Genomic DNA, 13,535 nt, shown 5'->3' with positions numbered 1-13,535 from the left:
CACTGCCATAAATAATTCTTTACGGAACTATTCCTGAAAGTTTGGTGTCTTCCTGTGTCTGAACGCAGTTTTCCATTCACTCGCCAGTTAATCCACCCTAAAGATGCTACAAAGTTCGTAATCGAGTAACAAATGGAAATAATGTGTGTCTAAATGTAAAATTCAGGGAACTTTGTGAGACATAACAAAAATTAAAAAAAAAGAGCCGGGAAACCCGACTCTTCTTTTCTACATATTTGTTTTACTTATATTAAATTTTTATTTAGAAACTGGCGTTCCGTGGTGTGCGTGGGAAAGGAATAACATCGCGCACATTTTGTACACCGGTAACATAGGCAATCAATCGTTCAAAACCTAAACCGAAACCGGAATGTGGAATGGTGCCGTAACGACGTAAATCACGATACCACCAGTAGTCTTCTTTATTCAGTCCCATCTCTTCCAGACGGCTATCCAACTGCGCCAGACGCTCTTCACGCTGAGAGCCACCGATGATTTCACCAATTCCCGGCGCCAGAACATCCATTGCGGCAACGGTCTTACCGTCTTCATTCATGCGCATGTAGAAGGCTTTGATGTCTTTCGGGTAGTTTTTAACGACAACCGGTGCTTTGAAGTGTTGCTCCGCTAGATAACGCTCGTGTTCGGAGGAGAGGTCAACGCCCCAGTAAACTGGGTTCTCGAATTGCTGTCCGCAATTCAGCAGGATCTCGACGGCATCGGTGTAATCCACTTGTGCGAAATCGGAACTGACGAATTTCTCCAGTCGAGTGATGGCTTCTTTATCAACGCGCTCAGCAAAGAACGCCATATCATCGGCACGTTCGTTCAGGACGGCCTGGAAAACATATTTCAGCAGGTTTTCGGCCAACGCCGCGACGTCATCCAAAGAGGCGAAAGCGACTTCCGGTTCGATCATCCAAAACTCAGCCAGATGGCGGCTGGTGTTAGAGTTTTCCGCACGGAACGTTGGGCCAAAGGTATAGACGTTGGACAGCGCACAGGCGTAGGTTTCGCCATTCAACTGGCCGGATACGGTCAGGAACGCTTCTTTACCGAAGAAATCTTCGCTGAAATCCACTTTACCTTGTTCGGTACGCGGCAGGTTTTCTAGGTCGAGAGTAGAAACGCGGAACATTTCACCCGCGCCTTCGGTATCGGATGCGGTAATCAGCGGGGTTGATACCCAGAAGTAACCGTTCTCGTGGAAGAAGCGGTGAATCGCCTGCGCCAGCGTATGGCGAACGCGCGCAACGGCACCGATCAGATTCGTACGCGGACGCAAATGCGCTACTTCACGCAGGTATTCGATGCTGTGACGCTTTGCCGCCATCGGGTAGGTATCGGGATCGTCAACCCAGCCGACAACATTGACGTTGGTGGCTTGCAGTTCGAAGCTCTGGCCTTCACCCGGAGACGCGACGACGTTACCGGTGATTTCAACGGAGCAGCCAGTAGTCAGGCGCAGTACGTCATCCTGATAATTGGAGAGATTATTATTAACGACAGCCTGTAATGGATTAAAGCAGGAGCCGTCATAAACGGCGATAAAGGAGATACCGGCTTTAGAATCTCTCCGGGTACGTACCCAGCCGCGCACGGTGACTTCGCTGTCAACGGCGACACGGCCTTGCAGTACATCGACTACAGGCACTACGCTCATAAAATTCTCTCTTTAATTAATCGTGTTTAAGAAAAATATCGTGGTTAAAACGCCAAATGGCCCAATCCGAGCCATTTGCTATGTTACTTGCGATGCAACAGGACACAAGCAGAAATCACCGGAATGGCGCGAAGTTTTCGCTCATACTGGTGAATCTGCTGCAAAGTTGGTCAATACCCGTCATCCTTCAAGTTGCATGTGCGTTGGCAGTGCTCAAATACTCGGCCCATCGTGGGCCTCGCCCTGAAGGGCCGCTGCAAGCAGCGTTCAAATCTGCTCCCGGCAGATTTGTCACCCGAATCACTTACCTGAGTAAGCTCATCGGGATTCCTTCTCTTGCCGCCTGCCTGAAACTCGAATTATTTAGGGTATTAGGGGATAGTGGGGACGTTTCAACTGGCCTTTTTCACGCGGGGCAAGTCAAACGCTTTGCGCAACTCACACACGAAGTTCTGATCTTGGCAGATGGTTTTACCCGGGCTATCGGAGAGCTTTGCCACCGGCTTGCCGTTGCATTCCACCAGTTTGATGACGATATTCAGCGGTTTTACGCCAGGGATATCACACGTCAGGCGCGTGCCGATACCAAATACCAGATTCACGCGCTGTCCGAAATGACGGTACAGCGTCAGCGCTTTATCCAGATTTAGGTTGTCGGAGAAGACCAGCGTTTTGCTCATCGGATCGATGTTCAGGCGCTGATAATGCGCAATGGCTTTTTCGCCCCAATCGACCGGATCGCCAGAGTCGTGGCGCAGCCCCTGATAGGCTTCGGCGAACGGCAAATCGAAATCGCGCAGGAAGGCATCCATTGTGATGCAATCGGTCAATGCAATGCCCAAATGCGTGGGATATTCACGTAGCCACATTTGTAGCGCGGCGCGCTGGCTGTTTGCCAGCGTCGGACTAATCTGCTGATGCGCCTGAAACCACTCATGTGCCTGCGTGCCGACAGGTGTAATATCCAAACGGCGTGCCAGATCGTAGTTGCTGGTGCCGATGAGATAAGGGAAGTCGGCTCGCAGCGTCGTAACAATCGTCTGCTGGACATCACGCGAGAAACGTCGACGTGTGCCGAAATCCATCAGCTTAAACCGACTGAGATCCACATTAGCGCTGTTCTGGCGGAAGCTTTCCAGCGAGGCATACAGCTGGGTGAGCGCCTGCTCAGTCGTGACGTCGGGCGAGCGATCGCGATGCACGACTTCACTGATCACGGCCAGCAAGGGAACTTCCCACAAAATCACTTCACGCCATGGCCCGGTGATGCGGATATCCAGCTTGCCAGCATGATTCTTGATCGAAACCTGCTGCGGATTAAAACGGAAGTCCCGCAGCCAGTGGAGATAATCCGGCTTAAAGAACGGCAGAGAAGAAAGATAGGTGAACTCATCGTCACTTAATGACAAGAAACGCATCAGATCGACCTGATGGGCTATCTCATCAGCGTAAACGCCTAATAACTCATCACCGCGACAGCGAAATTCAGCCGCAACGTCGACATCATAATAATGATGATACACCGCCTGTTGCATGTGCAGCTTGTAGGCATCGGTATCCAGCAATGAGTGCAGAATCGGGGAAGTGTGCAAAGTCATAATGCGTTACAGCATCCTTGTAAGATGCCTATCCACCATTGGGACAATCAGCAATGTTCGGTCAGTATACCTTGATTATCCGTTTATTACATTACGACAACATAGCGAGACGTGCGGGAGTGAACCGCGGTACGATGATTATCCTCATTATTTTGTCGTGGTAACATTAAGATAACAGGCTTAGACTTGATCTTTGATGCTTATGACGAGGTGGAAACTTTATATGAATCAACAGCCGCAAATAAAATATCGCCATGACTACCGTGCGCCGGATTACACCATTACCGACATTGCACTGGATTTCGATCTCCATGCTGAAAAAACTCACGTAAAAGCCGTTAGTCAGGTGGTGTTGCAGGGGGACGCTGGCGCGCCGTTGAAGCTGGATGGCGAAGGGCTGAAACTGATTAGCCTGAGCGTCGATGGTCAGCCTTGGACAGATTACCAGCAACAGGACGATGGCCTGATTCTGACGCAATTACCTGCACGTTTCACGCTCAGCATCGAAACGGAAATCAATCCCGCCGCCAATAGCGCGCTGGAAGGGCTATATCTTTCTGGCGATGCGCTCTGTACGCAGTGTGAGGCCGAAGGATTCCGCCACATTACCTATTATCTCGACCGACCGGACGTGCTGGCGAAATTCACGACGCGCATCATAGCGGATAAAGCTCGCTATCCTTATTTACTCTCTAACGGCAATCGTATCGCGCAAAGAGAGCTGGAAGGCGGCCGCCACTGGATTGAATGGCAGGATCCCTTCCCGAAACCGGCTTATCTGTTCGCGCTGGTTGCCGGAGATTTTGATGTCCTTCAGGATCGCTTTACGACACGTTCTGGTCGCGATGTGGCGCTGGAACTGTATGTTGACCGTGGCAACCTCGATCGTGCTGGCTGGGCGATGACCTCGCTGAAGAATTCGATGAAGTGGGACGAAGAGCGTTTCGGTCTGGAATACGATCTCGACATCTATATGATCGTCGCCGTTGATTTCTTCAATATGGGGGCGATGGAAAACAAAGGGCTGAACGTATTCAACTCTAAATACGTGCTGGCCAAGGCAGAAACTGCGACGGATAAAGACTATCTGAATATTGAAGCGGTGATCGGCCATGAATATTTCCACAACTGGACAGGCAACCGCGTCACCTGCCGCGATTGGTTCCAGCTTAGCCTGAAAGAAGGGCTGACGGTGTTCCGCGATCAGGAGTTCAGCTCCGATTTGGGTTCGCGCCCGGTGAACCGTATTGATAATGTGCGTGTGATGCGCGGTGCGCAGTTTGCTGAAGATGCCAGCCCGATGTCGCATCCGATTCGTCCCGATCAGGTGATCGAGATGAACAACTTCTACACGCTGACGGTCTATGAAAAGGGATCGGAAGTGATCCGCATGATGCACACCTTACTAGGTGAAGAAGGCTTCCAGGCCGGTATTCGTCTGTATTTTGAGCGTCACGATGGCAGCGCAGCGACCTGTGATGACTTTGTGCTGGCGATGGAAGATGCTTCCGGTGTCGATCTCACACAGTTCCGCCGCTGGTACAGCCAATCGGGTACGCCGGTGCTGACTGTGCGTGATGATTACGATCCGCAGACGCAACAATATCTGCTGAGTGTTAGCCAAACGACGCCAGTCGGTGCCGATAAACAGCCGAAGCTGCCGCTGCACATTCCGTTGGATATTGAACTGTACGATCTGCAAGGGCAGGTCATTCCGCTACAAAAAGACGGCCAACTGTTGGCGTCGGTGCTTAATGTGACCGAATCTGAACAGACGTTCATTTTCGATCAGGTACCTTGCCGCCCGATTCCTTCTTTATTACGTGAGTTCTCTGCACCGGTAAAACTGAACTATGCCTGGAGCGATGAACAGCTGACGTTCCTGATGCGCCACGCCAGCAATGCGTTCTCGCGTTGGGATGCAGCACAAAGCCTGCTGGCTAACTATATCCGTCTGAACGTTTCCCGCTATCAGCAGAAACAGCCGCTTTCCGTGCCGATGCATGTTGTGGATGCTTTCCGTGGCGTGTTGCTGGATGAAAAGCTGGATCCGATGCTGGCGTCTCAGATTCTGACATTGCCGAGCGAAAATGAGATTGCCGAGCTGTTTGACATCATCGATCCGACGGCGATCGCTGCCGTGCGTGAGAGTATGACGCGTACGATGGCGAAAGAGATGGCGGATGAGTGGCTGGCGGTATACCACGCGAATCACGCGCCGCAATATCGTATCGAACACGCAGATATGGGTAAACGCGCGCTGCGCAACGTCTGCCTGCATTATCTGGCATTCAACGATGCCGATCAGGCGGATAAACTGGTGCAAGCGCAGTTCCGTCAGGCGGATAACATGACTGATTCGTTGGCGGCGCTGTCGGCGGCGGTTGAGGCTCAACTGCCGGTGCGTGATGACCTGCTGACGCAGTTTGATAATCGCTGGCATCAGGATGGCCTGGTCATGGATAAATGGTTTGTGCTGCAAGCCACCAGCCCGGCAGCCGATGTGCTGACCCGCGTGCGTGAGCTGCTGCAACATCGTTCATTCAGCCTGAACAACCCTAACCGCCTGCGTTCGCTGGTGGGAGCGTTTGCGGCCGCTAATCCGTCGGCGTTCCATGCTGAAGACGGTAGCGGTTATCGCTTCCTGACGGAGATCCTGAGCGACTTGAACACCCGTAACCCGCAGGTCGCGGCGCGGGTGATCGAACCGTTGATCCGTCTGAAACGCTATGATGCTAAACGTCAGGCGCAAATGCGTCAGGCGCTGGAGCAACTGAAGACGTTGGAAAATCTGTCTGGCGATCTGTTCGAGAAAATCAGCAAGGCACTGCAAGACTAATCCTGCCACGCGATTAGTACAGCCACACGCGGTATCCTGCCGCGTGTGGCGATAATTCCCGCATCACGATCTCCGGTTCCCGCAAACGTTTTACTTTCCGCAAAGATGGAATTACCATCACCGACCGTGAGTTAAACCGTAATCCACTATTGCTTACTTCCAGCGTAAGCAAGATACCTTTGCGATAGGGATCTCAGGAGACAATATGTTCTATCCCGTTATCAAAAAAGCCCTGTTTCAGCTCGATCCAGAGCGAGCACATGAGCTGACCTTCCAACAATTACGCCGTATTACCAACACGCCTTTTGAATTTCTCGTCCGCCAATCCGTTCCGACTAAACCCGTTACCTGCATGGGATTATCTTTTAAAAATCCACTCGGTCTGGCGGCGGGATTAGATAAAGACGGTGAATGTATTGATGCGTTAGGCGCAATGGGATTTGGTTTTATTGAAGTGGGGACGGTAACGCCGCGTCCACAATCCGGTAATGACAAACCGAGATTATTCCGCGTAGTGGAAGCGGAAGGATTGATCAACCGGATGGGTTTCAATAATAAAGGCGTGGATTATCTGGTCGAGAATGTAAAGAAAACACGTTTTGGCGGTGTATTAGGGATCAACATCGGCAAGAATAAAGATACGCCGGTTGAGCAAGGTAAAGACGATTATTTGATCTGTATGGATAAGGTCTATCCTCACGCAGGCTATATCGCGATCAACATTTCGTCACCGAATACGCCGGGATTACGCAGCCTGCAATATGGTGAAGCGCTGGACGATCTTTTGTTGGCGATAAAGAACAAGCAGACAGAATTAAAAGATAAGCATCAGAAATATGTTCCCGTGGCGGTAAAGATCGCGCCGGATCTTTCTGAAGAAGAATTGATCCAAATTGCCGACAGTTTGGTTCGCCATAACATCGACGGCGTGATTGCCACCAATACGACACTCGACAGAAAACTGATTCAGGGGTTAAACCACTGTGGGCAAACGGGAGGATTAAGTGGACGTCCGTTGCAGACAAGCAGCACGGAAATTATCCGCCGTTTGTCACAGGAATTAGCGGGACGTTTGCCGATTATTGGCGTTGGCGGAATTGATTCTTTGGTCGCCGCACGCGAAAAAATGGAAGCTGGCGCGTCGCTGGTACAGATATATTCAGGCTTTATTTTCCATGGTCCTCGCCTGATTAAAGATATCGTTACACATATTTAATCCGAAATGCCTTTCATTTTTAGCTGGGGGTTTATTTATCCCCCCGGCTAGTCTATATTTTATCCGTTTGCGTAAATAATCTATCAACCGATGACTGATCTTCTTGCCGCAATGTTTGTGACGATGAACGATTATTGTGATGTGAGAAAACACAATCAGCCATTTCTGATATTTCTACTGTGAAGGCGAAGGGTAAATAATATGAAGCTAAAACCTGACGATAACTGGCGCTGGTATTTTGATACCGAACACGACCGCCTGATGTTGGATTTGGCTAACGGCATGTTATTCCGTTCTCGTTTTCCGTCTAAAATGCTAACGCCGGATGCATTCAATGAATGTGCATTTTGTGTTGACGATGCCGCGCTATTTTTTACCTATAACGATAAATGTCAGAAAGCGGCACTGCATCGTGACCTCCAAGGCGAATTAGTTTTGAATGCACTGGTCGCAAGCCGGTTCCTAAAACCGCTTATGCCAAAAAGCTGGCACTTCATCCAACAGCCGGATGCCGTAATGTATTCGCCGCAGGCGGGTGATGTTGTACAAGTACAGCTCACGGAAACCCATGAAATGGCCTGTTTCCTGGTGGCGGAAGCCGGGGATAAAGCTTGCCTCTGTTTGCTGGCGCAAGAACAACTGTCATTAAGTGGAAAAACCATGGGGCTGGGCGACGCCATAAAAATCATGCACGACAGACTCATGCCTGCCGTCGTTCAGAATAGGGCTGAGTGGGAAACCACGTTGGGTGAAGGCACGTCGGCATTTGAGTACGCCAAGGTCGTCTAAACCTCGTCATATATCCGTCATTCTTCAAGCTGCATGCGCGTTGGCTGCGTTCACTCACCCGAATCACTTACTCGAGTAAGCTCATCGGGATTCCCTCTCTTGCCGCCTTCCTGCAACTCGAATTATTTAGGGTATAGATTAATCAGACTTCAAACTGCATTTTCTTCGACTATTGCAGATGAACGTCACTCTGTGGAATACAGCTACAGGTAAGAATTTCGCCGTTTTCTCTGACGGCGCTTTGCTTCAGTGCGGAAACCTCTCCGCTGACTAAGGTCAATTTACAGCAACCGCACAATCCTGCCCGACAAGAATAGGGGATTCGAATACCCTGTTGCTCCAACTGTTCCAGTAAAATCTGCTGATTGTTCCCTTGTAACGATTTTCCCTGATAGTGGATAGTGACGGCCTGTTCGCTTTTTTCGGGAACCACAAGGCTTTCGACCACCTGACCAGAACCATAAGGACGTGGCGGTTTGGTTGCTAACACTTCCAATGTATCGCCTACGCGAATGATACCCGTATTTCTGGCGACCAAATTTTGCCCAAAATCAACGTCGCCGTTCTCGGCGGTACGGAAAGATTGCAGCGTTGCCAGTGGTTCTCCTGACGGATGCTTACGGCCACGTTCGATGCTGACGGTGGTGAAAATGCAGCGGCTACAGGGTTTGACGACGTCAAAAATAACCTCGCCAATCCGAATGGTCTTCCAACTGTCTTCGGCAAAGGCTTCCGCGCCCGTTACGACCAAATTGGGGCGAAACTGTTCGATTTTGATGCCGGCGGAACAGCGCTGGCGTAGCGCCTGAAATGAGGCATCATTAATTAACAGAAACGGATAGCCGTCGGCAAAGGCCAGAGGAACGTCTGGATAATGCTTAACTCGCCGCGATGGCTCATTGCCCACCCAGCGAAGCTGTACGGCACGCTGAAAATAGTGGCTTAACCAGACATTAATGGCTTCAGGGGCGACGAGTGCCGTAAAGTGCGTCCCCCAGACTTCTGTCGGCTGAGGTGTTTCGGTGAAGTCGGCAAAACGGATAGTGGCCGTTTGACCATCCGGCGCGGCAATAAACAGTCCATCGGGTAACAAGGCGGGGGTAAATAGCACCATTTGCGGATACTGGCGGGCAGTAATAAATGTGCCATCCGATTCGGTAATCATGAAGGCACGATCGTTCGCCAAACCGCTGACAGACGCCATTGCGTGGGAGAGTTGTAGCCCCCGCATCGATTTTACCGGATGAATATAAAGCCGCGTTACGCCAATCACTGACCTGTTCCTTGCCAAACTAAAACGGCAACTTTATGACAAGCGTCTCGGATTAGCTATAATGCGCCTCAATTTCTTTTATGAATCTATTTTTTGGTGATAGTGACGACATGAATGCTTTGTTTGCCAGTACGGCGCGGGGATTGGAAGAGTTATTAAAAAGCGAACTCGAATCATTGGGTGCGCAGTCCTGTGCGGTTGTGCAGGGCGGTGTCCATTTTGAGGGTGACAACCGCCTGCTGTACCAGAGCCTGCTGTGGAGCCGTCTGGCATCGCGCATTCTGCTGCCGCTGAATGGATTCAAGGTACACAGCGATCTGGATTTATATCTGGGCGTGCAGGCGATTGACTGGTCAACGATCTTCAGCATCGATAAAACCTTTGCCGTGCATTTTACCGGTACCAATGAAGATATCCGCAACAGCCAGTACGGCGCATTAAAAGTTAAAGATGCGATTGTGGATAGCTTCACACGCAAAACCGGGCAGCGCCCAGACGTGGCGAAACAGCAGCCGGATATTCGCGTTAACGTCTTTTTACAGCGTGATATGGCCAGCGTTTCGCTGGATTTAAGCGGCGACGGCTTACATCAGCGTGGTTACCGCGATCTGGCTGGGCTGGCACCGCTAAAAGAGAATCTGGCGGCGGCGATTGTTTTACGCTCCGGCTGGCAGAACGGCACGCCGCTGGTCGACCCGATGTGTGGTTCCGGTACCTTGCTGATCGAAGCGGCTATGATCGCATCCGATCGCGCGCCCGGCTTGCATCGTACGCACTGGGGATTTAACGCCTGGTTAAAGCACGATGCCGAACTGTGGCGAGAGGTGACGACGGAAGCACAGCAGCGGGCTAGCCAAGGTTTGCAGACGACGACGTCGCGTTTCTTCGGATCGGATAATGACCGCCGAGTGATCGAGATCGCCAAAGCGAATGCGCGTCGCGCAGGCGTTGCCGAACTGATTTCTTTCGACGTGAGAGATGCTGCACAGCTAAAAAATCCACTGCCGGAAGGCCCGAAAGGTACGGTTGTCAGCAACCCGCCTTACGGTGAGCGTCTGGAAAGTGAACCCGCGCTGATCGCCCTGCATAATATGCTGGGTCGTAAGATGAAAAGCGACTTTGGTGGCTGGCAGCTCTCGCTGTTCAGCGCATCGCCGGAACTGCTGAGCTGTCTGCAACTGCGTGCTGAGCGCCAATTCAAAGCGAAAAATGGCCCGCTGGACTGCGTACAGAAAAATTATCAACTGGCGGAAACACAGAGTGAATCTGCGGGGCAAATCGCGGAAGACTTTGCCAACCGCCTGCGTAAGAACCTGCGCAAGCTGGAGAAGTGGGCGAAGCAGCAGGGGGTTGAGTGCTATCGCATCTACGATGCCGATCTGCCTGAATATAATGTGGCGGTTGACCGCTACGGCAGTTGGGTCGTCGTACAAGAGTATGCGCCGCCGAAAACCATTGATGCACAAAAAGCCCGTCAGCGCCTGTTTGATGTGATCAACGCGACGCTGAGCGTGCTGGAATTACCGTCGAACCGTTTGGTGCTGAAAACGCGTGAACGTCAGAAAGGTAAAAACCAGTACGAGAAACTGGCGCAGAAAGGCGACTTCCTGCTGATGGAAGAGTTTGGTGCCAAGCTGTGGGTCAACCTGACCGACTACCTCGATACCGGCCTATTCCTCGACCACCGCATCGCCCGCAAAATGCTGGGTGAGATGAGCCGTGGCAAAGATTTTCTTAACCTGTTTGCCTACACCGGCACGGCGAGTGTGCATGCGGGACTGGGCGGCGCACGTTCAACGACCACCGTTGATATGTCACGTACCTATCTGGAATGGGCAGAGAAAAACCTGCGGGTAAATGGCCTGACTGGGCGTCAGCACCGTCTGATCCAAGCAGATTGCCTGTCATGGTTACATAACGGTCATGAGCAATTTGATGTGATCTTCATTGATCCGCCGACCTTCTCTAACTCAAAACGTATGGAAGAGTCGTTTGATGTCCAGCGCGATCATTTGGCGCTGATGAAAGATCTCAAACGTCTGTTGCGCCGTGGCGGCACCATCATGTTCTCGAACAATAAACGCGGCTTCCAGATGGATACCGCCGGTCTGACTGCGCTGGGGCTGAACGCCAAAGAAATTACCGCACAGACCCAATCGCAGGATTTTGCCCGTAATCGTCAAATTCATAACTGCTGGCTGCTAACGCATGCCGGTGAGGAAAAGTAACCGATGTCTTTAATCAGTGTTTCAGGTGCGTGGCTGTCGTTCAGCGATGCGCCGCTGTTGGATAACACCGAACTCCATATCGAAGAGAATGAGCGCGTTTGTCTGGTTGGCCGTAACGGCGCGGGCAAATCGACCCTGCTGAAAATTCTGGCCAAAGAGATCCCGCTGGATGATGGTCGTATCACCTATGAACAGGATCTGATTGTCGCGCGCCTGCAACAGGATCCCCCGCGTGATGTTGCTGGTAGCGTCTTTGATTTTGTTGCTGAAGGGGTCGCCGCGCAGGCGGATCACCTGAAAAACTATCACGCCATGCTGCGTCTGGTAGAAAGCGATCCGAGTGAAAAGAACCTGAATCAACTGGCTAAGTTGCAGGACGTTCTGGAGCATCAGGGCCTGTGGCAACTGGAAAGCCGTATTCACGAGGTGCTGGAACAGCTTGGTCTGTCCGCCGATGCGCCGCTGGCTTCGCTTTCCGGTGGCTGGCTGCGTAAAGCTGCACTCGGCAGGGCGCTGGTGAGTTCGCCGCGCGTGCTGCTGCTGGATGAACCAACTAACCATCTGGATATTGAGACGATTGACTGGCTGGAAACCTTCCTGAAAACGTTCCAGGGCAGCATTGTCTTTATCTCCCATGACCGCTCATTTATTCGCAATATGGCGACCCGCATTGTCGACCTCGATCGCGGAAAACTGGTTTCCTGGCCGGGTAACTACGAAAAATATCTGGAAGGGAAAGAAGAAGCGCTGCGGGTAGAAGATCTGCAAAATGCAGAGTTCGATCGCAAGCTGGCGCAGGAAGAAGTGTGGATCCGTCAGGGCATTAAAGCTCGTCGTACCCGTAATGAAGGCCGCGTACGAGCGCTGAAAGCCATGCGTCAGGATCGCGCGCAGCGCCGTGAAGTGATGGGCTCAGCGAAAATGCAGGTTGAAGAAGCTGCCCGCTCCGGCAAGATTGTGTTTGAGCTGGAAGAGGTAAGCTATCAGGTTGACAATAAAGTGCTGACGAGCAATTTCTCCGCTCAGGTGCAGCGCGGCGATAAGATTGCGTTAGTCGGGCCGAATGGCTGCGGTAAAACCACGCTGCTAAAATTAATGCTGGGTGGGTTAGAGCCGATCAGCGGACGCGTGCACTGTGGCACTAAGCTGGAAGTTGCCTATTTCGATCAGCACCGTGCTGAACTCGATCCAGAACGTACGGTGATGGACAATCTGGCAGAAGGCAAACAGGAAGTGATGGTCAACGGCCGTTCACGTCATGTACTGGGCTATTTGCAGGACTTCCTGTTCCATCCGAAACGCGCCATGACGCCAGTAAAAGCGTTGTCGGGTGGGGAGCGTAACCGCCTGCTGTTGGCGCGTTTGTTCCTCAAACCCAGTAACCTGTTGATTCTCGATGAACCGACCAACGATCTGGATGTGGAAACGCTGGAATTGCTGGAAGAGTTAATCGAAAGCTATCAGGGAACGGTTCTGCTGGTCAGCCACGATCGTCAGTTCGTTGATAATTCGGTTACCGAATGCTGGATCTTTGAAGGTGAGGGCAAGATTTCTCGCTTTGTCGGCGGGTATTTTGATGCGCAACAGCAGCGTGCAACGGCGACACCACTGCGGATGACGGCTGCATCGGCGGTAACCGCGCCAGCGGCGACGGTCAACACCGCACCGTCCGCTAAACGAAGCACGGGGAAATTAAGTTATAACCAGCAGCGCGAATTAGACCAATTGCCGCAGCGTCTTGAGCAACTGGAGCAGGAAATTGCGTCGCTGCAAGCGCAAATGAATGACGCCAGTTTCTTTAACCGCCCACGCGAAGAGACGCAGCAGGTCTTAAGTGCGCTGGCGGAAGCGGAAAGTGCGCTGGAAACCTGTTTCGAACGTTGGGAAGAGCTGGAAGCACAGAAAAACGACTAATACGCGTTGCTGTGT

The 13,535-nt window shown here is 51.7% G+C and carries 8 protein-coding genes; 5 read left to right on the top strand and 3 right to left on the bottom strand.

The features are described from left to right. Nucleotides 1-262 precede the first annotated feature (262 nt). Together asnS and pncB are read right to left on the bottom strand one after the other, a co-directional pair. Nucleotides 263-1,663 carry an asparagine--tRNA ligase gene (gene asnS, locus QWJ20_RS01565; RefSeq protein ID WP_039481263.1) on the bottom strand — a complete coding sequence of 467 codons (1,401 nt, stop codon included), beginning with the start codon at nucleotides 1,661-1,663 and terminating at the stop codon, nucleotides 263-265. Between the two features lie 392 nt (nucleotides 1,664-2,055). After that, on the bottom strand, nucleotides 2,056-3,261 hold the full coding sequence (gene pncB / locus QWJ20_RS01560; RefSeq protein ID WP_433991691.1) for a nicotinate phosphoribosyltransferase: 1,206 nt from the start codon (nucleotides 3,259-3,261) through the stop codon (nucleotides 2,056-2,058). Between the two features lie 223 nt (nucleotides 3,262-3,484). Between pncB and pepN the strand changes: the two genes are divergently transcribed. The 3 genes from pepN (at nucleotide 3,485) to QWJ20_RS01545 (ending at nucleotide 8,105) form a co-directional block, all read left to right on the top strand. After that, nucleotides 3,485-6,100 carry an aminopeptidase N gene (pepN, locus tag QWJ20_RS01555; RefSeq protein WP_433991690.1) on the top strand — a complete coding sequence of 872 codons (2,616 nt, stop codon included), beginning with the start codon at nucleotides 3,485-3,487 and terminating at the stop codon, nucleotides 6,098-6,100. Between the two features lie 205 nt (nucleotides 6,101-6,305). Beyond that, a complete protein-coding gene (gene pyrD / locus QWJ20_RS01550; RefSeq protein ID WP_095699274.1) occupies nucleotides 6,306-7,316 on the top strand; it encodes a quinone-dependent dihydroorotate dehydrogenase in 1,011 nt (336 codons plus the stop codon). Nucleotides 7,317-7,517: 201 nt separating this feature from the next. Continuing rightward, a complete protein-coding gene (locus QWJ20_RS01545) occupies nucleotides 7,518-8,105 on the top strand; it encodes a cell division protein ZapC (RefSeq protein ID WP_224071938.1) in 588 nt (195 codons plus the stop codon). A 169-nt stretch (nucleotides 8,106-8,274) separates the two neighbouring features. On the opposite strand, the gene QWJ20_RS01540 is transcribed toward QWJ20_RS01545, so the two are convergent. Further along, complete coding sequence (locus QWJ20_RS01540; protein WP_433991689.1) at nucleotides 8,275-9,378, bottom strand: YcbX family protein; 1,104 nt, start codon at nucleotides 9,376-9,378, stop codon at nucleotides 8,275-8,277. A gap of 110 nt (nucleotides 9,379-9,488) precedes the next feature. Between QWJ20_RS01540 and rlmKL the strand changes: the two genes are divergently transcribed. Together rlmKL and QWJ20_RS01530 are read left to right on the top strand one after the other, a co-directional pair. After that, nucleotides 9,489-11,606, top strand: a complete 2,118-nt coding sequence (gene rlmKL / locus QWJ20_RS01535) for a bifunctional 23S rRNA (guanine(2069)-N(7))-methyltransferase RlmK/23S rRNA (guanine(2445)-N(2))-methyltransferase RlmL (RefSeq protein ID WP_433991688.1) — start codon at nucleotides 9,489-9,491, stop codon at nucleotides 11,604-11,606. 3 nt (nucleotides 11,607-11,609) lie between these two features. Next, a complete protein-coding gene (locus QWJ20_RS01530; RefSeq protein WP_433991687.1) occupies nucleotides 11,610-13,520 on the top strand; it encodes an ABC transporter ATP-binding protein in 1,911 nt (636 codons plus the stop codon). The last annotated feature ends 15 nt before the right edge of the window (nucleotides 13,521-13,535 follow it).

The sequence above is a fragment of the Pectobacterium sp. S5 genome (assembly GCF_051707265.1).
Taxonomy (GTDB): domain Bacteria; phylum Pseudomonadota; class Gammaproteobacteria; order Enterobacterales; family Enterobacteriaceae; genus Pectobacterium; species Pectobacterium polare.
This window is presented reverse-complemented; position numbering and strand designations above follow the sequence as displayed.